Source organism: Paraburkholderia sp. WS6 (assembly GCF_030464835.1).
In the GTDB taxonomy this organism is placed as follows: Bacteria; Pseudomonadota; Gammaproteobacteria; order Burkholderiales; family Burkholderiaceae; genus Paraburkholderia; species Paraburkholderia madseniana.
The window spans coordinates 15,912-37,555 of the sequence record NZ_JALQCK010000010.1 but is presented as its reverse complement, the minus strand read 5'-3'; the positions used below and the strand labels follow the sequence as shown (position 1 = coordinate 37,555).

At 62.1% G+C, this 21,644-nt stretch carries 21 protein-coding genes; 2 read left to right on the top strand and 19 right to left on the bottom strand.

Going from position 1 to position 21,644, the window contains the following annotated elements; translation table 11 throughout:
• Positions 1 to 10: 10 nt before the first annotated feature.
• From M0D64_RS14350 to M0D64_RS14330, 5 genes are all read right to left on the bottom strand, one after another.
• Entirely contained in the window at positions 11 to 946 is a 936-nt protein-coding gene (locus M0D64_RS14350) for an electron transfer flavoprotein subunit alpha/FixB family protein (protein ID WP_266258182.1), read from the bottom strand.
• A 13-nt stretch (positions 947 to 959) separates the two neighbouring features.
• The gene (locus M0D64_RS14345; RefSeq protein ID WP_171925366.1) at positions 960 to 1,709 is read right to left on the bottom strand and encodes an electron transfer flavoprotein subunit beta/FixA family protein; all 750 of its coding nucleotides are present in this window, start codon (positions 1,707 to 1,709) and stop codon (positions 960 to 962) included.
• A gap of 249 nt (positions 1,710 to 1,958) precedes the next feature.
• Positions 1,959 to 2,759, bottom strand: a complete 801-nt coding sequence (locus M0D64_RS14340) for a MetQ/NlpA family ABC transporter substrate-binding protein (RefSeq protein ID WP_266258181.1) — start codon at positions 2,757 to 2,759, stop codon at positions 1,959 to 1,961.
• Between the two features lie 34 nt (positions 2,760 to 2,793).
• Positions 2,794 to 3,447, bottom strand: a complete 654-nt coding sequence (locus tag M0D64_RS14335; RefSeq protein WP_054037200.1) for a methionine ABC transporter permease — start codon at positions 3,445 to 3,447, stop codon at positions 2,794 to 2,796.
• Complete coding sequence (locus tag M0D64_RS14330; protein ID WP_154566318.1) at positions 3,437 to 4,471, bottom strand: methionine ABC transporter ATP-binding protein; 1,035 nt, start codon at positions 4,469 to 4,471, stop codon at positions 3,437 to 3,439. Before M0D64_RS14330 ends, M0D64_RS14335 begins: the two co-directional genes overlap by 11 nt.
• A 251-nt stretch (positions 4,472 to 4,722) precedes the next feature.
• Here M0D64_RS14330 and M0D64_RS14325 point away from each other — a divergent pair, with 251 nt between their 5' ends.
• Positions 4,723 to 5,625, top strand: coding sequence for an alpha/beta hydrolase (locus M0D64_RS14325; RefSeq protein WP_266258179.1), 903 nt, complete (start codon positions 4,723 to 4,725; stop codon positions 5,623 to 5,625).
• Positions 5,626 to 5,777: 152 nt separating this feature from the next.
• On the opposite strand, the gene M0D64_RS14320 is transcribed toward M0D64_RS14325, so the two are convergent.
• Together M0D64_RS14320 and M0D64_RS14315 are read right to left on the bottom strand one after the other, a co-directional pair.
• Complete coding sequence (locus M0D64_RS14320; RefSeq protein ID WP_266258177.1) at positions 5,778 to 6,578, bottom strand: enoyl-CoA hydratase; 801 nt, start codon at positions 6,576 to 6,578, stop codon at positions 5,778 to 5,780.
• 63 nt (positions 6,579 to 6,641) lie between these two features.
• A complete protein-coding gene (locus M0D64_RS14315) occupies positions 6,642 to 7,565 on the bottom strand; it encodes a histone deacetylase family protein (RefSeq protein WP_266258175.1) in 924 nt (307 codons plus the stop codon).
• Positions 7,566 to 7,846: 281 nt separating this feature from the next.
• Between M0D64_RS14315 and mltB the strand changes: the two genes are divergently transcribed.
• The gene (gene mltB, locus M0D64_RS14310; RefSeq protein WP_266258174.1) at positions 7,847 to 8,995 is read left to right on the top strand and encodes a lytic murein transglycosylase B; all 1,149 of its coding nucleotides are present in this window, start codon (positions 7,847 to 7,849) and stop codon (positions 8,993 to 8,995) included.
• 162 nt (positions 8,996 to 9,157) lie between these two features.
• On the opposite strand, the gene cysM is transcribed toward mltB, so the two are convergent.
• From cysM to M0D64_RS14250, 12 genes are all read right to left on the bottom strand, one after another.
• Positions 9,158 to 10,060, bottom strand: coding sequence for a cysteine synthase CysM (cysM, locus tag M0D64_RS14305; protein ID WP_154566313.1), 903 nt, complete (start codon positions 10,058 to 10,060; stop codon positions 9,158 to 9,160).
• A 276-nt stretch (positions 10,061 to 10,336) separates the two neighbouring features.
• Positions 10,337 to 10,735, bottom strand: coding sequence for a helix-hairpin-helix domain-containing protein (locus M0D64_RS14300; RefSeq protein WP_266258172.1), 399 nt, complete (start codon positions 10,733 to 10,735; stop codon positions 10,337 to 10,339).
• Positions 10,736 to 10,812: 77 nt separating this feature from the next.
• Positions 10,813 to 11,805, bottom strand: a complete 993-nt coding sequence (gene rfaD, locus M0D64_RS14295; protein WP_266258171.1) for an ADP-glyceromanno-heptose 6-epimerase — start codon at positions 11,803 to 11,805, stop codon at positions 10,813 to 10,815.
• Between the two features lie 96 nt (positions 11,806 to 11,901).
• Complete coding sequence (rfaE1, locus tag M0D64_RS14290; RefSeq protein ID WP_301717526.1) at positions 11,902 to 12,909, bottom strand: D-glycero-beta-D-manno-heptose-7-phosphate kinase; 1,008 nt, start codon at positions 12,907 to 12,909, stop codon at positions 11,902 to 11,904.
• Positions 12,863 to 14,278 carry a UDP-glucose/GDP-mannose dehydrogenase family protein gene (locus tag M0D64_RS14285; RefSeq protein ID WP_154566309.1) on the bottom strand — a complete coding sequence of 472 codons (1,416 nt, stop codon included), beginning with the start codon at positions 14,276 to 14,278 and terminating at the stop codon, positions 12,863 to 12,865. Before M0D64_RS14285 ends, rfaE1 begins: the two co-directional genes overlap by 47 nt.
• A 126-nt stretch (positions 14,279 to 14,404) precedes the next feature.
• Positions 14,405 to 15,580: a lipopolysaccharide assembly protein LapB gene (lapB, locus tag M0D64_RS14280; protein ID WP_154566308.1), complete on the bottom strand. Its 1,176-nt coding sequence runs from the start codon at positions 15,578 to 15,580 to the stop codon at positions 14,405 to 14,407.
• A 69-nt stretch (positions 15,581 to 15,649) separates the two neighbouring features.
• Positions 15,650 to 15,943, bottom strand: a complete 294-nt coding sequence (locus tag M0D64_RS14275; protein WP_266258170.1) for a lipopolysaccharide assembly LapA domain-containing protein — start codon at positions 15,941 to 15,943, stop codon at positions 15,650 to 15,652.
• Between the two features lie 349 nt (positions 15,944 to 16,292).
• The gene (locus M0D64_RS14270; RefSeq protein ID WP_028200079.1) at positions 16,293 to 16,619 is read right to left on the bottom strand and encodes an integration host factor subunit beta; all 327 of its coding nucleotides are present in this window, start codon (positions 16,617 to 16,619) and stop codon (positions 16,293 to 16,295) included.
• 104 nt (positions 16,620 to 16,723) lie between these two features.
• The gene (gene rpsA / locus M0D64_RS14265) at positions 16,724 to 18,457 is read right to left on the bottom strand and encodes a 30S ribosomal protein S1 (protein ID WP_063496917.1); all 1,734 of its coding nucleotides are present in this window, start codon (positions 18,455 to 18,457) and stop codon (positions 16,724 to 16,726) included.
• 159 nt (positions 18,458 to 18,616) lie between these two features.
• Positions 18,617 to 19,303 (bottom strand): (d)CMP kinase, encoded by a 687-nt coding sequence (cmk, locus tag M0D64_RS14260; protein ID WP_266258168.1) that lies wholly within the window; start codon positions 19,301 to 19,303, stop codon positions 18,617 to 18,619.
• A gap of 35 nt (positions 19,304 to 19,338) precedes the next feature.
• Positions 19,339 to 20,643, bottom strand: coding sequence for a 3-phosphoshikimate 1-carboxyvinyltransferase (gene aroA / locus M0D64_RS14255; protein ID WP_266258166.1), 1,305 nt, complete (start codon positions 20,641 to 20,643; stop codon positions 19,339 to 19,341).
• An 18-nt stretch (positions 20,644 to 20,661) separates the two neighbouring features.
• Entirely contained in the window at positions 20,662 to 21,603 is a 942-nt protein-coding gene (locus M0D64_RS14250; RefSeq protein WP_266258165.1) for a prephenate dehydrogenase/arogenate dehydrogenase family protein, read from the bottom strand.
• Positions 21,604 to 21,644: the final 41 nt, after the last annotated feature.

Genomic DNA, 21,644 nt, shown 5'->3' with positions numbered 1-21,644 from the left:
GCTGAGGCGCTTAGCCGAGCTCGCTAACGAGTTCCGGTACGAGCGTAAACAGGTCACCCACCAGACCATAATCAGCGACGCTGAAAATCGGCGCTTCCGCGTCCTTGTTGATCGCCACGATGACCTTCGAGTCCTTCATGCCGGCCAGATGCTGGATCGCGCCCGAGATGCCGACAGCGATGTAAAGTTGCGGCGCGACGATCTTGCCGGTCTGGCCGACCTGATAGTCGTTGGGCACGAAGCCTGCGTCGACGGCTGCGCGCGAGGCGCCCAGCGCTGCGTTCAGCTTGTCGGCCAGCGGCTCCAGAACCTTCGTGTAGTTCTCGCCGTTGCCCAGGCCCCGGCCACCCGAGACAATGATCTTCGCCGACGTCAGTTCCGGACGATCCAGCTTCGTCACCTCACGGCTCACGAACTGCGAGAGACCCGTGTCGGCTGCCGCTTCGATCTTCTCGACCGTTGCGCTGCCGCCTTCTGCTGCCACCGGGTCGAAACCGGTCGTGCGAACCGTGATGACCTTGATCGGGTCTTGAGATTGAACCGTGGCGATAGCGTTGCCTGCGTAGATCGGGCGCTCGAACGTGTCGGCGCTGTCCACTGCGGTGATGTCGCTGATCTGCGCGACGTCGAGCTTCGCGGCGATGCGCGGCGCGATGTTCTTGCCGTAGGCGGTCGCCGGCGTCAGGATGTGCGTGTAGTCCTTCGCGATGTTCATCACGGTTGCCTGGACGTTTTCCGCCAGGCCCGCTTCGAGTTGCGCCGCGTCGGCCAGCAGGACCTTCGAAACACCAGCAATCTTCGCTGCCGCATCCGCCGCGGCTTGTGCGTTGTGCCCTGCGACCAGCACGTGGATATCGCCACCAATCTTTTGCGCGGCTGCAATCGTGTTCAGCGTCGCGGCCTTGATCGACGCGTTGTCGTGTTCTGCAATAACCAGATTCGTCATTTCGTCCGTCTCCTTACAGCACCTTGGCTTCGGTCTTCAGCTTCTCGACCAGCGTCTTCACATCCGGCACCATCACACCGGCAGAGCGCTTCGGCGGCTCGACGACTTTCAGCGTCTTCAGGCGCGGCGTCACATCAACACCGAGGTCTTCCGGCTTGATGACTTCCAGCGGCTTCTTCTTGGCCTTCATGATGTTCGGCAGCGTCACATAGCGCGGCTCGTTCAGGCGCAGATCGGTCGTGATCACAGCGGGCAGCGTCAGCGACAGCGTTTCAGCACCACCATCCACTTCGCGCGACACCGTAGCCTTACCGTCAGCGACGACAACCTTCGAGGCGAAGGTAGCTTGCGGCAGGTTCGCCAGTGCAGCCAGCATCTGGCCGGTCTGGTTCGAATCGTCGTCGATGGCCTGCTTGCCGAGAATAACCAGCCCAGGCTGTTCCTTGTCAACCAGCGCCTTGAGCAGCTTGGCGACCGCCAGCGGCTGCAGTTCTTCGCCCGACTCGATCAGGATTGCGCGGTCCGCGCCGATTGCCAGCGCCGTGCGCAGCGTTTCCTGCGCTTGCGTGACGCCTGCCGACACGGCGATCACTTCGGTCGCCACGCCCGCTTCGCGCAGACGAACGGCTTCTTCAACCGCGATTTCGTCGAACGGATTCATCGACATTTTCACGTTCGCGATGTCGACGCCCGTGCCGTCCGATTTCACCCGGACTTTCACGTTGTAATCGACCACTCTCTTGACTGGCACCAGGATTTTCATGCACACGCTCCAAAGTTACGAATACGTCAACCCAACGGACATTATAGCGACTGCCCTCATGGCAGCCTTGTCGCGGGCGCTCTAGCAGAAGGATATCGCTCCTCAGCGGCGTGACGGCAATAACGAACGATCGTTCTATTTTAGTCTCAAAAAAACCCGGGAGGCAACCCCGGGTTAAGACCTACGACTCTAATTTTGCATTGCCATCGTGTTTTGATACGCGAAACGGTCGAGAAACCGGCTATCAGATTACCAGGCGGTGATCACCGCCCCACCAAACTTGCTTTCAACAAACTGCTTCACTTCCGGCGAATGATACGCCGCGACCAGCTTCGCAACCCACGGCTTGCTCTTGTCAGCTTCGCGGATTGCGATGATGTTCACGTACGGACCCTTCGGGTCTTCGATCGCGATGGCGTCCTGCTTGGGCTTCAAACCCGCTTCCATCGCAAAGTTCGTATTGATCGCGGCGGCGTCCACGTCGTTCAGCGAGCGCGGGATCTGCGCTGCGTCGAGTTCGACGATCTTCAGCTTCTTCGGGTTGTCGACGACATCGAGCGGCGTCGCCTTGAGACCCGCGTCCGCGCGCAGCTTCAGCAGACCTTGCTTCTGCAGCAACAGGAGTGCCCGGCCGCCATTGGTCGGATCGTTCGGCACGGCGATCTTCGCGCCCGGCTGCAATTCAGCCAGCGTCTTCACCTTCTTCGAATAGATGCCCATCGGGTACGTGACCGTATCGGCAACACGAATCAGCTTGTAGCCGCGGTCCTTCACCTGGGCCTGCAAGTACGGGTCATGCTGGTAGCTGTTTGCGTCCAGGTCGCCACCGGCGAGCGCCGCGTTCGGCTGCACGTAGTCGGAGAACTCGACGATCTTGATGTTCAAACCATTCTTCGCCGCGACCGTCTTCACGACTTCCATGATCTGCGCGTGCGGGCCGCCGGTGACGCCGACCTTGATCGTGTCTTCAGCGTGAGCCGTGGTGGCGGCAGCGAACAGCGACGCGGCGCCGAGTGTGGCGGCCAGCTTGAGAATGAAACGACGTAGCATGATGGACCTTTTCCGAATCTATCGATTCTGTTGTTTACTTATGGCTCAAACGACGCACGAGCCAATCCCCGAACGACTGCACCAGTTGCACGAAGACGATCAGGATCACCACGACCGTCACCATCACTTCCGGCAAGAAACGCTGATACCCGTAACGAATGCCCAGATCGCCGAGCCCGCCGCCGCCGATCGCACCAGCCATCGCCGAGTAGCCGACCAGCGAGACAAACGTGATCGTCAAACCGGCGACCACACCCGGCAGTGACTCCGGCAACAGCACCTTGAAAACGATCTGGCTGGTGGTCGCGCCCATCGCCTGCGCCGCTTCGATCAGACCGCGATCGACTTCACGCAGCGCGGTTTCGACCAGACGCGCAATGAACGGCGCCGCGGCGATCGTCAGCGGCACCACGGCCGCAGCCGTACCGATCGACGAACCCACCACGAGGCGCGTGAACGGAATCACGGCGACCAGCAAGATGATGAACGGCGTGGAACGCACGGCATTGACGATCACGCCCATTACGCGATTCACGGCGATGTTCTGCAACACGCCCTGACGGTCCGTCAGATACAGCAGCACGCCCAGCGGCAAACCGACCGCCGCACCGACCAGTCCGGAGATGCCCACCATCACGAGCGTTTCCCAGAACGACTGGACGAACATATCGAACATTTCACTCAACATACGACAGCTCCTCTACCACCACACCCTGTTCGCGCAGATAGGTCAGCGCCTGTGCGACCTTCGCCGGTTCGCCTCCCGCGAGCACCGCGAGCGAGCCGAACGCCTGCCCCTGGATCTCGTCGATCTGGCCGTGCAGGATGTTGAAGTCGAGTTCGTAGCGGCGAATCGTTTCGGACAGGATCGGCTGATCGACACCCGAGCCGGTGAACGCCAACCGCAGCAAGTGGCCGCTGCCGGTCTTCAGGCGTTCGGCCACGCGTGCCTTCATCGCGGGCGGCAGTTCCTGCGCGATCACGTCGCCGATCAGCGCGCGCGTCACTTCATGATGCGGTTGCAGGAACACGTCGATGACCTTGCCCTCTTCGACCACACGGCCGGCATCCAGCACCGCGACGCGGTCGCAGACCTGCTTGATCACGTCCATCTGGTGCGTGATCAGCACAATCGTCAGGTTCAGTTCGCGATTGATGCGCTTGAGCAGATCGAGGATCGAGCGCGTGGTTTCGGGATCGAGCGCCGACGTCGCTTCGTCGGAGAGCAACACCTTCGGCTTGCTCGCCAACGCACGCGCGATGCCCACACGCTGCTTCTGCCCGCCGCTGATCTGCGCCGGATAACGATCCTTCTGCGCCGACAGGCCGACCAGCTCGAGCAGCGGCAGCACGTTCGCCTCGATCTCATCGCGCTTCATGCCGGCGAGTTCGAGCGGCAACGCCACGTTCTCGTACACCGTGCGCGACGACAGCAGGTTGAAGTGCTGGAAAATCATGCCGATTTCGCGACGCGCCTCGCGCAACTGCGCGGCGGGCAGCGTCGTCAGATCACGGCCGCTGACGACGATGTTGCCTTCGCTCGGCCGCGTCAGCAGGTTGATGGTGCGCACGAGCGTACTCTTGCCGGCACCGCTGCGGCCGATGATGCCGAACACCTCACCCGCCGGAATCGACAGATTGACGTTATGCAGCGCTTCGACCCAGCCCCGGGGTCCGGCGAACCGCTGAGAGATATTGCGTATTTCGATCATGGAAAAACGAAACGGCGGAGTTTGCCAACGAGCGTTATGCGCTCCCGACAAGCGGCCGCCGTTGCTTTTATTGGGATTTGAGGCCGCAATTCTACCGCAGCGTCGTCATTCCCTTTAATAATCAATTTCGATCTTTTCATAACCACAGAGCATTAGAGGCGTGCCCGGCGCGAGATGCTCGCGCGTGCGCACCTGCTGCGACTATGATCGGGCGAATCGAAATCAGGCCCCATCCAGGATAAACGGCAGCTATGGAAACAACCCGATCCGGCAACGTGCGTCCCGCAGCGGCCGCGCCAAAAGGCGGCGCCGCGCTGCGCTCCACGGTCACGACGAGCGACGGCATCGAACTGCCGTTGTATCGCTGGCCCGCCACGACACCGCTGCGCGGCACGGTCGCGCTGGTGCACGGGCTCGCGGAGCACGCCGGGCGTTACGCAGCACTGGCGGATCGGCTGAACTCGGCCGGCATCGAACTCGTCACTATCGATTTGCGCGGACATGGGCATGCGCCGGGCAAACGCGTGTGGGTCGACCGGTTTGACGACTATCTGCTCGACGCACAGGCCTTGCTCGATGAAGCGGCAACCAGTTGTGCACCGCTGTTCCTGATGGGCCACAGCATGGGCGGCGCAGTTGCTGCGCTTTACGCGATCGAGCGACTCGAGGCAAGCGGGCGTCGGCTAAGCGGTCTGATCCTGTCGAGCCCCGCGCTCGCGCCCGGCCGCGATGTGCCGCGCTGGATGCTCAAGGTAAGCCAGGTGATCAGCCGCATCTGGCCGACCTTCCCGGCGATGAAAATCGACGCTGCTTTGCTGTCGCGCCTTCAGCCCGTGGTGAACGCCAATCGCAATGACCCTCTGGTCCATCACGGCGCGATTCCCGCGCGTACAGGTGCGGAGTTGTTACTGGCGATGGCGCGCATCGAACGCGGCCGTGCGGGACTACGCGTGCCGCTGCTGGTGTATCACGGCACTGCCGACAAGCTCACCGAGCCCGAAGGCAGCCGTGATTTCGGCGCGCATGCGGGTTCGCCGGACAAAACGCTCACGATGCACGAAGACAGCTACCACGAGACGATGAACGATCTCGACCGGGATCGGGTGATCGGCGCACTGATCAATTGGATCGAAAAGCGTTTGCCAAAAACCTGAGCGCCGGACGGCGTGTCGACATGGGCAAACGGAGTTCAGTGGGTCGACGCGAGGACGACGCTCCAAGTTTCAGCATTGGCCGGCATTTAGAACGCTCAAGTATCCGGACGAGTGATACGGGGGCGGACTTCGACAAGAACGGCCCAGCCCGGCTAGCGCTTCCAGTCAGGCGCCCGTTTGTCGATGAACGCCTGCACGCCTTCGAGCGCGGAGTCGTCCATCATGTTGCAAGCCATGGTCTGGCCGGCTAACTGGTACGCTGCTTCGATCCCCATTTCGAGCTGGCGATAGAACAGCCCCTTGCCGGCGCTCACCGCTTCGACGGGTTTCGCGCAGATGCTCTTCGCGAGCCGCGCGACCTCTGCATCGAGCGCGTCCGCCGGCGCAATGCGATTCACCAGTCCCTGCTGCTTCGCCTGGAGAGCGTCGATAAAATCGCCGGTGAGCAGCATTTCGAGCGCCGCCTTGCGCGACAAATTGCGCGACAGCGGCACCGAAGGCGTCGCGCAGAAAAGACCCAGATTGACACCCGAGACGGCAAAGCGCGCGGTGTCGGCAGCGACTGCCAGATCACACATCGCGACCAGTTGGCAGCCGGCCGCCGTGGCGATGCCGTGCACACGCGCGATCACCGGTTGCGGCAAGCGCTGGATCGTCAACATCAGTTTCGTGCAGCGCGCGAACAAGGCCTGATAGTAAGCCAGCGACGGCGCCGCGCGCATTTCCTTCAGATCGTGCCCCGCGCAGAACGCGCGACCGGCGCCGGCGATCACCACCACCCGCGCGTTGGAGTCCGCCAGCGCTGTCAGCGTCGATTGCAATTCGTCGAGCAAGGCTTCGGAGAGCGCGTTGAAGGCATCGGGCCGGTTCATCGTCAAACGGACGACACCCGGCACGCCGTAGGCGTCGTGTTCGATTTCGACCAGCGACGCACTGCGCACCTCGGCATTCATGGCTCGCTCCTCGTTGAATTCGTGCATTTCACGACGTTCGCGCAGCTTTTGTCGCGTGACAACTCAGATCCCGGCCAGCGAGCGCACGTGCGCCACCACGCTGCGCCCCAGCGCCGACAGGTTGTACCCGCCCTCGAGACAACTGACGATCCGTCCCTGCGCATAGCGCTTCGCGATCTCGCGCACCTGATCGGTGATCCATGCGTAGTCGTCTTCGACGAGACCCATGTTGCCAAGATCGTCCTCTCGATGCGCATCAAAGCCGGCCGAGATGAAGATCATCTCCGGCTTGAATTCATGCAGGCGCGGCAGCCACATCATGTCGACCGCCTCGCGCACCGCCATGCCTTTCGAGCGTGCCGGCATCGGCACATTGCACATGTTTGGCGCCTGATTGTCAGCGCCGCTGAACGGATAGAACGGGTGCTGGAAGATGCTGCACATCAGCACGCGCGAATCGCCCGAAAAGGCTGCTTCGGTGCCGTTACCGTGATGGACGTCGAAGTCGATGATCGCCACGCGCTGCATGCCATGCACTTCAAGTGCGTGACGCGCGGCGATCGCGACGTTGTTGAAGAAGCAGAAGCCCATTGCACGCGCCGGCTCCGCGTGATGTCCCGGCGGACGCACGCTGCAGAACGCGTTGTCGTAGCGGCCTTCGATCACGGCGTCGGTCGCGGCCACCGCGGCGCCGGCGGCGCGCAACGCGGCCTGCAACGTGTGCGGGTTCATCGACGTGTCGGGATCGATTTCGGCGAGACCCTCCATGGGCGAACGGCTGCGGATGTAATCGACGTGGGCTTGTGTATGCACGCGCAGCAGCGCGGCTTCATCGGCGAGCGGCGGCGACTCGCGCTCGATCAGCGAGTCGATGCGGCTCGCGATCAATTGATCTTCGATTGCCTGCAGGCGCGCCGGGCATTCGGGATGCCATTGCCCCATATCGTGCAGCAAACAATCTGCGTGGGAATAAAAGGCTGTTGCCATGATTCTCGTCTGCGGCGCGGCGCTTTCTCAGCGCGCGCGGCGTGTCTCCGTCCATGGGCGCACACACTGGGCGCGCCAACATTTGCCAAGTTACCACACCATGCGACTGTGACGTGCTGGGCACAGTTTTGCAGAAAGCGTCGGGTATACTGCCCTGTCCGTTTCCCCCTGTCTCTTTCGCACTGCGCCCCTAGCTCACTATGACCGTCAAGCTTGCTCTGTCTGCACGAAACCGGCTACGCACGAAGACCCTAGCCGCCGCACTGTCCGTCGCATCGTGCATGTTCATGGCAACCAGTCCGGCGATGGCCCAAAGCGCCGCGAAGAAGCCGCCGGTGCTGCTCGCGCAAAGCCAACCGCAACCGGCAGTGCCGCAAGGGCAAACCTTCGAAGAAGAGATCATTCCGCAGCGCTACGCGAATAACCCGAATGTCGACGCGTTCATCAGCGACATGTCCGCGCGCTATGACTTCGACGAAGCCGCATTGCATGCGTTGTTCGCTCGCGCGAGCTATTCGGCTACCGCGGTCAAGCTCGTCACACCGTCGCCCTCCCCGACGATCAAGAACTGGCGCGTGTATCAGTCGCGCTTTCTCGACCAGGTGCGTATCAACGCCGGCGTGCGCTTCTGGCGCGCCAACCAGGCCACGCTGCAACGCGCCTATGAAGAGTTCGGCGTGCCGCCGGAAGTGATCGTCGGCATCATCGGCGTGGAGACGATCTATGGGCGCTTCATGGGCAACTTCCGCGTGCTCGACGCGCTGACCACGCTCAGCTTCGACTATCCGAACACCGCCAATCGCGCGGATCGCCAGGCGACCTTCCGCAAGAATCTCGAAGATTACCTGGTCTGGACGCGCGATTCGCAAATCGATCCAACCACCGTGCTCGGCTCCTACACCGGCGCGATCGGCATTCCGCAGTTTCTGCCGAGCAGCATCGTGCAATACGCGGTGAGCTACGACGGCAACAAGCAGATCGATCTGCGCACAAGCCAGGCGGATGCGATCGGCAGCGTGGCGAATTATCTGCGCCAGAACGGCTGGGAAAACGGCCGGCCCGTGGTGTGGAAGATCGGTACGGACGCCGGCAGCCTGGGCGTAGCGCAAGCGGCCGCCGACGGTAAGCCGGAGCCGCATTGGCCGCTGGACCAATTGCTTCGTGCCGGACTGCTGCTGAACGAGACGGGCGTCGATATCGCGTCGGAAGCCGGCACGCCGGTGACGGTGGTGGATCTGCCGTCGCCGGGGCGTGGCACCGAGTACATGCTGGGCCTGAAGAACTTCTATGTGCTCACGCGCTATAACCGTAGCTTCTTTTACGCGCTCGCGGTTTATCAATTGGGCGAGCGGGTCAAGGCTCAGATGGAAGCAAGCGACGCGGCGAACGCCAGCAGCAATGCTGCGCCGCCGGTCGCAGCCTCGCAATGAGCTGAGCGGCGGCGGTTGTCAGGCACTTGGTTGCCAGACACTCACCGCATCACGAACGGGTAGCAAGTGACAAAAAAAGCGCCGGTTAGTCCGGCGCTTTTTCATTGACCAACTCGCATTGGCCAACTCGTTTTGAGGGCCACCCAATGCGCCGCAGCGCAATCAAGCCGGGAACACACCTGTCGACAGATACCGGTCACCCCGATCGCAAACGATAAACACGATCGTCGCATTCTCGACCTGACGCGCGACACGCAACGCCACTTCACAGGCCCCGCCCGACGAGATGCCGGCGAAGATTCCTTCGACCGAGGCCATACGCCGCGCCATCGCTTCGGCTGCGGCCTGGCTCACGTTCTCGACGCGGTCCACACGGCTACGATCGAAAATCTTCGGCAGATAGGCTTCCGGCCATTTGCGAATGCCCGGAATGCGCGAACCCTCTTCCGGCTGCGCGCCGATGATCTCGATCGCCTGATTCTGTTCCTTCAGATAGGTGGACACGCCCATGATCGTGCCGGTCGTGCCCATCGACGAGACGAAGTGCGTGATGCGCCCTTCGGTGTCGCGCCAGATTTCTGGACCGGTGCCTTCGACGTGCGAAGCCGGGTTGTCCGGGTTCGCGAACTGGTCGAGGATGATGCCCTTGCCTTCGCGCTGCATCTGTTCGGCCAGATCGCGTGCGTATTCCATGCCGCCCGTCACCGGTGTCAGCACGATCTGCGCACCGTACGCGGCCATGCTCTGACGGCGCTCCACGGACAGGTCTTCCGGCATGATCAGCACCATCTTGTAGCCGCGGATCGCCGCAGCCATCGCCAAGGCGATGCCGGTATTGCCGCTGGTCGATTCGATCAGCGTATCGCCCGGCTTGATGCGTCCACGCGCTTCCGCCTTCTTGATCATCGACAGCGCCGGACGGTCCTTCACCGAGCCCGCAGGATTGTTGCCCTCGAGCTTCGCAAGGATCACATTATTGCGGCTGCGGATCTCGTCGTCAGGGAGCCGGACGAGTTGCACGAGCGGCGTATTGCCGATCGTATCTTCAATCGTTTTGTAAGCCATATCGGGTCTGGTGCTGTCGATGCGCGAAGTCTTCAATCCATCGATTCTAAACCACCGTGCGCACGGCTGCCGTGCGGCCCTTCTGCCCGCATGGATGCAGGTGCTGGCGGACGAGCGCGCGCAACGCAAAAAGCCCGCGGCTGAGAACCGCGGGAGCCAGTCATCTGCATGACAGCTGAAGGAGTGTTCTTACCCACTCCGACCATGAAGGGGAACGACGGTAACGGACCGGGCGCGAGAGAGGTGACCCGCCTCGCGCGCACGGCCCGCGTCAGGCTATTTCTTCACCGCCACAGTGGCGTTCTTTGGGGTTGCGGCCGCGCTAGTCGAGTTGGCCGCGTTGGCGCCATTGCCCGCAGCGGCCGCGCCTTTGCTCTGTGCAGACGCCGCAGCCTGCGGGTTAGCAGCCGCGCCAGCCGGACCGACAGCGAGACCCTCCGCCTGCAGGCGCTCGACGGTATGCCCGCCCATGCCTTTGACGCGCTTGCCGAGATCGGCCGGGTCCTTGAACGGACCATGCGCTGCACGCTCGTCGAGAATGGCTTTCGCTTTGGCAGGACCGATGCCCTTGATGCCACGCAGCGCATCCTCGTTAGCCATGTTGACGTCGACCGCCGCATACGCGTGGCCGAAAGCGGCCAGCATGGCCGCGGTAACCAGAATTTTTCGAAACATATGGAATCTCCCTCGTACAACCGGTTGGCGACCATCACCAACCGGGAGATTCCAGTTTAAAGAGGTATCCGAAAGATTTACACCTGGCCGAATAGCCAACGTACGTAGCGATCGACACCTTCCTGCACGCTCAGGAATGGCGCGTCGTAACCGGCGGCACGCAGCTTCGTCTGGTCGGCCTGCGTGAAGCACTGGTATTTGCCGCGCAACGCATCCGGGAACGGAATGTATTCGATCAGCCCGCGCTGCACCTGCTCCGCGAGCGACAAGGGCGGCTCGTTGTTCAACGTACGCAGCGTGTTGACCACCGTGCTCGCGATATCGTTGAACGGCTGCGCACGGCCACTGCCCAGGTTGAAGATGCCCGACTTGTCCGGATTGTCGAAGAAAAACAGGTTGACCTTCACCACGTCTTCGACGGAGACGAAGTCGCGCGTCTGCTCGCCGGCAGCATAGCCGTTGTATTCGCCGAACAGCTTGACCTTGCCTTCCGCGCGGAACTGGTTGAAGTTGTGAAACGCGACAGACGCCATTCGCGCCTTGTGCGTCTCGCGCGGCCCGTACACGTTGAAATAGCGGAAGCCGGCAATCTGGCTCTTCGCGGTGGGCAGCACGCGGCGAATCACCTGGTCGAACAGGAATTTCGAATAGCCGTACACGTTCAGCGGCTGCTCGACTTCGCGCTCTTCGACGAAGCGGCTCGAACCGCCATACGTGGCCGCCGAGGACGCATACAGAAACTGGATATTCTGCGCGAGACAGACGTCGAGCACTTCGCGGCTATAGCGGAAGTTGTTGTCCATCATGTAGCGGCCGTCGGTTTCCATCGTGTCCGAGCAGGCGCCTTCGTGGAAAATCGCGCGCACTTTGCCGAAATCGCCACGCTTGAAGCGTTCGACGAATTCGGTCTTGTCGAGATAGTCGTCGATCTCGCAGTCGACGAGATTCTTGAACTTGTCCGCACGTGTGAGGTTATCGACCGCGATGATGCGTTGTTCACCGCGCTCATTGAGCGCCTTGACGAGATTGCTGCCGATAAAGCCGGCCGCGCCGGTGACGATGAGGGTCATGATGATCCTGCGGTAATGGGCTCAGTTGACGCCTCGCGGGTTCCTCTTTTGCGCCGCTGAAACTGAAGCGCAAAGCAGGGAACCCGGCGGGCGGCATCAATGAAAAAGTTCGTCGTAGGTGACGGTGGCGGTGCCGAGTTTGCCGACCACGATGCCGGCTGCGCGATTCGCGAGCCCGACCGCCTCGACCAGCGTAAGACCCGCGCCGAGCATGGCGGCGAGCGTGGCGATCACGGTGTCGCCCGCGCCCGATACATCATACACTTCGCGCGCAACCGCCGAAGTGTGCAGGATGCCGTCGTCGGCGAAGAGCGTCATGCCCTCTTCCGAACGCGTCAGCAGCAGCGCCTTGAACTCGAGATCGGTACGCAGTTTGGTCACGCGCGCGATCAGATCCTCCTCGGATTTCCACTGCCCGACCACCTCGCGCAACTCGGCGCGATTCGGCGTGATCAGCGTGGCGCCGCGATAGCGCTCCCAGTCGTCGCCCTTCGGATCGACCAGCACCGGCTTACCCGCCGCATGCGCCTTGGCGATCATTTGCGTGACGTGCGTGAGACCACCCTTCGCGTAATCGGACATCAGGATCACGTCGTGCGACGGCAGCAGGTCGTCGAAACGCGCAAGGCCCGCGAGCAACACTTCGTGCGCGGGCGAGTTTTCGAAGTCGACGCGCAGCAACTGCTGCTGACGCGACAGCACGCGCAGTTTGATGGTGGTGAGCAAATCCGGATCGCGTTCCAGATGCGGCGCCACCCCGCTTTCGGCGAGTAGTTGCACGATGCGCTCGCCGGGCTCGTCATGGCCGACCACGCACAGCAAACCCGCTTGCGCGCCGAGCGCCACCGCATTGCGCGCCACGTTCGCGGCGCCGCCGAGGCGGTCTTCCTGGCGCTGCACATGCACGACCGGCACCGGCGCTTCCGGCGAAATACGGTTCACGTCGCCGAACCAGTAGCGATCGAGCATCACGTCGCCGACCACCAGCACGCGCGCCGCGCCAAGGCGTTCGCGCGGCACCATGGTCAGTGCGGACGTGGGTGTGGACTGAGCGGCCTCAGGCATTGCTGGAGACATCGGCCGGAAATTCAGAGGGCTGGGCATAAGGTCGTCCGATCGAGTGATAGTCGATGCCGAGTTCGGTCATCGCGTCCGGCTCGTACAGATTGCGGCCGTCGAAAATCAGCGGTGACTTCAGCACCGATTTCAGGTGCACGAAATCCGGGCTCTTGAATTCCTTCCATTCGGTGACGACCACCAGCGCGTCGGCGCCGGTGAGCGTTTCGTCCTGGGTGCTCGTGAACGTGAGACGCGCTTGCTGCTCCGGCGCATCGTGCAGATCGATAGCGAACACGCGGCGCGCTTCGGCCACCGCCACCGGATCGTACGCGCGAACCTGAGCGCCACGCGCCAGCAATTCAGCGATCACGCGACGGCTCGGCGCCTCGCGCATGTCGTCGGTATTCGGCTTGAACGCGAGGCCCCACACGGCGAACGTACGGCCGCTCAGATCTTCACCGAGCTTGCCCGTGATCTTGTGCACCAACACGTCTTTCTGCTTGTAGTTCACTTCCTCGACCGCTTCGAGAATGCGCAGATTGTGGCCGCTTTCGCTGGCGGCGCGGATCAGCGCCTGCACGTCCTTCGGGAAGCACGAGCCGCCGTAGCCAGCGCCGGCATACAGGAAGTGATAGCCGATGCGCGGGTCCGAGCCGATGCCGCGACGCACCGCCTCGATATCCGCACCGACCCGGTCCGCCAGATTCGACATCTCGTTCATGAACGAGATGCGCGTGGCGAGCATCGCATTGGCAGCGTATTTCGTGAACTCAGCCGAGCGCACATCCATGTACAGCGTGCGCTCGTGATTGCGGTTGAACGGCGCGTACAGACGCTTCATCAGCTCGCGCGCGCGCAGGCCGGCCTCGTCTTCGTCACTGCCGAGCACGATGCGATCGGGACGCATGAAGTCGTCTACCGCCGCGCCTTCCTTCAGAAACTCAGGGTTCGACACCACCGAGAAGCGGTGCTGCTCGCTATTGGCAAGCCCGCGTTTGACCAGTTCCTCTTCGACCACCGCACGCACGCGTTGCGCGGTGCCGACCGGCACCGTCGATTTGTCGACGATCACCTTGAAGCTGTTCATTGTGCGGCCGATGTTGCGCGCTGCTTCGAGCACGTATTGCAGATCGGCCGAACCGTCTTCGTCTGGCGGCGTGCCGACAGCGATGAACTGCACCTCGCCGTGCGCCACGCTCGCTTCGATATCCGTCGAAAACGTGATGCGGCGCGCCGCACGCGTACGGGCGATGATCTCCAGCAAACCCGGCTCGTGGATCGGCACGCCGCCGTTGTTGAGGATTTCGATCTTGCGCGGATCGACGTCGAGACAGAAGACGTCATGGCCGATTTCGGCGAGGCACGCGCCGGTGACGAGACCAACATAGCCCGTGCCGATAATGGTGATTTTCATACGCTTTCCGGTAGAGGTTTCCGGTGAGGGTTTCTCGTAGTGAACAAGGCCGTCATGATCCCACCCGGCCTAATTCGCCTGGCGGGCCGCCGTCGTTGCGGCGCGGCTATGCAATTCCATTCGCTATCAGTTCGACGCCGTGATCGGTTCGACGCGACGCGGCGCATAGGTTTCCCAGCCGCTGCAACCCGGACACTGCCAGTAGAACAGCCGCGCCCTGAAACCACAATTCTGGCACGTATACCGTGGCAGATTTTTGGTGCGCTGGCGAATCAGCGTACGCATCAGTTCGAGCTCGCTCTTCCGCGGCTCTTCCGCGACGGCCTCCTGCGCTTCCAGCAGACGCGTCATACCCGCCAGATTCGGCGATTTCTGCATCTGCGAGCGTGCCAGCGCATGCGCGGCGTCGGGCCCGCGTATCGCCGCAATGTGCTGATAGGTCACGTCGAGCAGATCGTTCGACGGATAGCGGTCGACCCACGTCATGAGCAGATCGGCGCCATCCTGCGGGCGGCCGAGCACCTCATAGGCCTTCATCAGCTTTTCCGCGACGAGCGGCAGGTAGGCGGGATTCTGTTCCTCGACTCTCCGCCATTGGGTAATAGCCGCCTCTTGCGAGCCGGCCGTCGCGTCGACGTCGCCGAACAGGATCGTGGCGCGTACGTTGGTCGGGTTCGCCTTCAATGCAAAACCTAGCTGACGGCGTGCCTCGTCTGCATTTTTCTGCTGGAGTGCTTCCTGGGCTAGCTCGCAATGAAACTGCGCGATGTCCTTGTCGAGCGACTCGGCGCCCATTGTTTCCAGATGGCGTGCGACGTCGATCGACTTAACCCAGTCTTTCTCGATCTGGTAGATGGTGAGCAGCGCGCGCTGCGCACCCAAAGCGTAGTTGCCGGTTTCGAGCGAGCGGAAGGTCTCTTCGGCGCGGTCGAGCAAACCCGCCTTCAGAAAGTCCTGACCCAGTTCGTAAAGCGCGTGATCGCGCTCGGTGACGGGCAGATCAGTGCGGCTCAGCAGGTTCTGATGCACGCGAATCGCGCGGTCCGTCTCGCCGCGGCGGCGGAACAGATTCCCCAGCGCAAAATGCAACTCGATCGTTTCCGGGTCGAGCTTGACGACTTCGATAAACGCGTCGATCGCCTGGTCAGGCTGCTCATTGAGCAGGAAATTCAGGCCGCGGAAGTACGAACGCGGCAGGTTGGCGCTTTCGGACAGCAGCGTCTTGAGGTCGTAGCGCGCAGCCATCCAGCCGAACGCAAAAGCGACGGGTATGACAAGCAGCCACCAGAAGTCTAGATCCATGCGATTAATGCAAATGTGCGGGAAAGCGGGAGCGGAAAGCCGCGCTTCAGAAGCGCGGCAGAAGACAACTTAGATCAGCGGCGGCATAGGCGGTTGTTCGACCACCACCGGGGCTTCGCGCGCCACACGCAACTCGCGCTTGAGCCGGCCATTCTCCATGCGCAGGCGCACCATGCCCGGCATTGACGACACCAGCCCGGCCAGCAGCCCCACCACGAAGAACGCGAGGCCGATCAGAATCAAAGACGCCGACCACGCGTAACCAGCGAGGAAATTCAGCGTAGCAGTTTGTGTATTGGAGAGTGCGAGCACCAGCAGGAGCACGAACACCAGCACACGGATCAGCCAGACGATAAATTTCATGAATAGGTCTCTTGACGGCAGTTGCGGGGTGACGCCGGCTTGATGACGCGTCGCGCCACGGTGTTGCCCGCGCCGAAGTGACCCGTATTGTAATGGATGCCCTCGCGACTGGGCAGGAACTGGCTGATAGAGGATTTAGGCGAGGTTTATCTTGCCGTAAGAGGATGCATGGGCAGGTGTGTTCGATTGAAGAATGTGCGGCGCGTCAGGGGCGAAAAAGCGGACGAAAAAACGGTCAAAAGATGCGGACGAAAAAAAAGCGCCCGAAGGCGCTTTTTCTGGTCTTTTGCCGTCTGGCTTTGGCCGCTGACGCTACCAATGCCATGCTGCGAAGCGCACAGCGAAGCATTTACAGGTCGTCGTCATCCGGCTCGTCGGCCTTCAGCGGCTCGCCCGAACGTCGATCTACCCGTTCGCGCAATTCCTTGCCCGGCTTGAAATGCGGTACGTACTTCTCAGGTACCAGCACCTTCTCGCCCGACTTCGGATTACGCCCGACGCGGGAGGGACGACGATTAAGGCCGAAGCTGCCGAAGCCGCGAATTTCAATGCGATGACCGTTGGCAAGCGCCTCCGACATCGCATCAAGCATCGTCTTCACCGCGAAATCCGCATCTTTAAGTACAAGTTGCGGAAATCGCGTAGCCAGCTGGGCGACCAATTCCGATTTGGTCATACTGCAGCAGACCTCGCAAGAAAACGCCGGGCCGCCCCCGTGTTGTTATACCCCCCCTCGCGGGGGACCTGCCGCCAGGCGGCAGGTTTGGGGGCGTTCCTCAATTACTGGTTCTGACCGTCGAGCTTGGCCTTCAGCAGCGCGCCGAGGTTCGTCGTGCCGGTAGCAGCCGAACTCGAATCCGACGAAGCCAGGCCGCGGATCGCTTCCTGTTGCTCAGCCGAATCCTTGGCCTTGACCGACAGGTTGATACCACGCGACTTGCGATCGATGTTGATGATCATCGCGTTGACCTTGTCGCCTTCCTTCAGCACGTTGCGAGCATCTTCCACGCGGTCTTGTGCGATTTCCGAAGCACGCAGGTAGCCTTCGACTTCCGCCGACAGCGTAACCACAGCACCCTTCGCGTCCACCGTCTTGACCACGCCGTCGACGATCGAACCCTTGTCGTTCATTGCAACGAAGTTGCTGAACGGGTCGCCTTCGAGCTGCTTGATGCCCAGCGAAATGCGTTCCTTCTCGACGTCGATGCCGAGAACGATCGCTTCCACTTCGTCGCCCTTCTTGTACTTGCGAACTGCTTCTTCGCCCGTTTCGCTCCACGACAGGTCCGACAGGTGAACCAGACCGTCGATGCCGCCCGGCAGACCGATGAAGACGCCGAAGTCGGTGATCGACTTGATTGCGCCTTGCAGCTTGTCGCCCTTCTTGAAGTTGCGGCTGAAGTCGTCCCACGGGTTCGGCTTGCATTGCTTCATGCCGAGGCTGATACGGCGGCGGTCTTCGTCGATTTCGAGAACCATGACTTCGACTTCGTCGCCCAGCTGAACAACCTTCGACGGTGCAACGTTCTTGTTCGTCCAGTCCATTTCCGACACGTGAACCAGGCCTTCGATGCCCGATTCGACTTCGACGAATGCGCCGTAGTCGGTGATGTTGGTGACCTTACCGAACAGGCGCGTGCCCGACGGGTAACGGCGGGAAATGCCTTCCCACGGATCGTCGCCCAGTTGCTTGATACCCAGCGAAACGCGGTTCTTCTCTTGGTCGAACTTGAGGATCTTCGCGGTGACTTCCTGGCCAACCGACAGAACTTCGCTCGGGTGACGCACACGACGCCATGCGATGTCGGTGATGTGCAGCAGGCCGTCGATACCGCCGAGGTCCACGAACGCGCCGTAATCGGTGATGTTCTTCACCACGCCTTCCACGATCGCGCCTTCCTTCAGCGTTTCGAGCAGCTTTGCGCGCTCTTCGCCTTGGGTCGCTTCAATCACGGCACGGCGCGACAGCACGACGTTGTTACGCTTGCGGTCGAGCTTGATGACGCGGAATTCCAGCGTCTTGCCTTCGTACGGGGTCGTGTCCTTGACCGGACGCGTGTCAACCAGCGAACCCGGCAGGAACGCGCGGATGCCGTTGACCATGACGGTCATGCCGCCCTTGACCTTGCCCGTGATCGTGCCGGTCACGAGTTCGTTGTTGTCGAGAGCCTTTTCCAGCGACAGCCACGAAGCCAGGCGCTTCGCCTTGTCGCGCGACAGGATCGTGTCGCCATAGCCGTTTTCCAGCGCGTCGATCGCGACGGAAACGAAGTCGCCCGCCTGCACTTCTACCTCGCCCGCGTCGTTCAGGAACTCTTCGAGCGGGATGTAGGCTTCGGACTTGAGACCAGCGTTGACGACCACGAAGTTGTGGTCAACACGCACGACTTCGGCGGAGATCACCTCGCCAGCGCGCATGTCTTGCTTGGTCAGCGACTCTTCGAACAGAGCCGCAAAAGATTCGGTATTCGGGTTGGAAGTTTGCAGGTCGGACATAAAAATCAAAATTTGCATGGTTCTCGCGGTGCCCGGCTGGCCGGACGGTCAGCTACAACGGCAAGAATGCGAATGCCACGCGGGGTTAAGGGGTTAATACACGCTCCACGACACTCGCGGAGCACCTACTGACAACGCTGCTTCTACTGCGCCCACTGCTCAGATGCCACTCGGACATCAGGCATGCGGGACCCATGCTTCATACCACTGCACCACCTGTTCGACCGCCTGGTCGACCGACAATGCGGAGGTATCAAGCAGCTTTGCATCCGCTGCGGGCTTGAGCGGCGCGGCCGTGCGCTGACTGTCACGCTCGTCGCGCTCACGCAAATCCCGGAGCAAGTCCTCTATATTAGCAGAAAATCCTTTTTGGATCAATTGCTTATGCCGGCGCGCCGCACGGGCCTCGACGCTGGCCGTCATGAACACCTTCAGCACGGCGTCCTGGAAGATCACCGTGCCCATGTCGCGGCCGTCGGCGACCAGCCCCGGTTCCTTACGGAAAGCCCGCTGACGGGCCACCAGCGCGGTTCGCACGGGCGCGTGCACGGCAATCGCCGAGGCCCGGCTGCCAACTTCCTCGGCACGAATGTCCGCGGATACGTCGGCGCCGTCGAGCTGCGCCAACCCCTCGCGAAAGGTGATGTGCAGATCGTCGATCAGTTTTACAAGCGCGTCGACGTCATCCGCCACGATGTTGTAGCGCATGCTGGCCAGCGCGGCGAGCCGGTACAGCGCGCCGCTATCCAGCAAATGGAAGCCGAGATTCGCGGCAACCAGCGCGGCCACGGTGCCTTTGCCCGAGGCGCTGGGGCCGTCGATCGTAATGACGGGCGTTTGGTGAAAGGGACGGATCGGTTTCATCGAAAAAGTCGCACGTCAGTCGATTCAGGAGCGAATCAGGGTTGAGCGAGCGCGGTGAAGCGCTCGAAATAGTCAGGGAACGTCTTGCCGACGCACTTCGGGTCGTTGATCCGGATCGGCACGCCGCCCAGGCTCACCAGCGAGAAGCACATCGCCATGCGGTGATCGTCGTAGGTGTCGATCGAAGCGTTCGGAATCAGTTTTCCGGGCGGGGTGACGACGAGAAAATCCTCGCCTTCCTGCACCTTCGCGCCCACCTTGCGCAGCTCGGTGGCCATGGCGGCGATCCGGTCGGTCTCCTTCACACGCCAGCTCGCGATGTTGCGCAGCGTGGTCGTGCCGTCAGCGAACAGCGCGGCGACGGCGATCGTCATCGCAGCATCGGGAATCAGGTTGAAGTCCATGTCGATCGGATCGAGCTTGCCGTTGTCGTTGCCGACACCACGCACTTCGATCCAGTCGTCCCCCATTTGCAGGTTCGCACCCATCTTGATGAGCGCATCGGCGAAACCGACGTCGCCCTGAATGCTGGACCGGCCGACCCCTTCCACCCGCAACGGCCCGCCGCCGAGCGCGCCGGCCGCGAGAAAATATGACGCCGACGACGCGTCGCCTTCCACCATGATCGTGCCCGGCGACTGATAGCGCTGCCCCGCTGGCACGATGAACCGGTGCCATTCATGGCGCTCGACCTTGATGCCGAAGCGCTCCATCAGCTTGATCGTGATCTCGATGTACGGCTTCGAGATCAGCTCGCCGTCCACCTGTACGGTCGTCACGCCGCTTTCCGTGCGCAACAGCGGCAACGTCATCAGCAGCGAAGTCAGGAACTGGCTCGACACGTCGCCGCGCACCCGGATCGGCGCGTCGGCTGTGATTTGCGCCGGCCGAATCCGCAGCGGCGGATAGCCTTCGTTCTCTTCGTAGTCGATCTTCGCACCGATCTGCCGCAAACCGTCGACCAGATCGCCGATCGGCCGCTCGTGCATACGCGGCACACCGTGAATGCGATAGTCGCCGCCATTCACCGCGAGCGCCGCGGTCAGCGGACGCACCGCCGTGCCGGCATTACCGAGAAACAGATCGGCCGTGCGCGCCGTGAACGCGCCGCGCGTGCCGCTCACGACACAGGTGTCGCCTTCGCGCTTCAGGCGCACACCGAGCTTTTCGAGCGCGTCGAGCATCACGCGGGTGTCGTCTGAGTCGAGCAGGTTCGTGATCGTCGTTTCGCCTTCGGCGAGTGCCGCGAGCAGCAGCACACGATTCGAAATGCTTTTCGAGCCGGGCAAACGAACCGTGCCGGACGCACGGGAAAATGGTCCGAGATCGAGGAATTCCATGATTGAGTCCAGTTCCGGTTATTTCGAGGCGTCGCCGAGGGCGGCCCCCGCAGTGCGCTGTTCCTGCCATTCGCTGCGCGCGACGCGCGAGCGCGCGAACACGGCTTCAAGCGCGGCGCCGTCGCCGGCTTCGATCGCCGCGCGCAAGCGCGCGAGCACCGCTGTGTAGGCATCCAGCTCGTCGAGCAGCGCGGCGCGATTCGCCACGCACACATCGCGCCACATTTCCGGGCTCGACGCGGCAATGCGCGTGAAGTCACGGAAGCCGCCGGCCGCGAATGAGAATTTCAGCGCGGCGTCGGGCGAATTGAGAATCTGCTCGACCAGCGCGAAAGACAAAACGTGCGGCAAATGGCTGACCGATGCGAGCACGCGGTCATGCTGCTCGGGCGTCATCTCCCGCACACAGGCGCCGGTTGCACGCCACATCGCGGCAACGCGCTCGACCGCTTCCGGCGCATTCTCCGGCAGCGGACACAACACGACATTGCGATTCACGTACAGATCGGGCAACGCCGCATCCGGGCCGCTCGCCTCACGGCCGGCAATCGGATGCCCCGGCACGAACTGGCCGATGCGTGCGCCGAGCGCCGCGCGCGCGGAAGCCACCACGTCGGACTTGGTGCTGCCGGCATCGGTGACGATCGTGCCTGCGTCGAGAAACGGCGCAATGCGTTCGAGCAGCGACTGGGTCTGCGCGACAGGTGCGGCAAGCAGCACGAAATCCGCACCGGACAACGCCGCACGCAACGCCGCGTCGTCACTCAACGCCGCGGTTTCATCGACCACACCCAACTCGAGCGCGCGCGCCGTCGACGCAGACGAACGCCCGACACCGACCACGGTTCGCGCGCCTGCCGCCTCGCCGCGTTCACGCAGCGCGCGCGCGAGCGATCCGCCGATCAGGCCGACACCGAAAATCACCAGCTTATTAAAAGAAAACGCGGCCACGTCGGTCACTGAAAAAGCGCGCCTTTCATAAAGTGAGGCGCGCGGGTCAA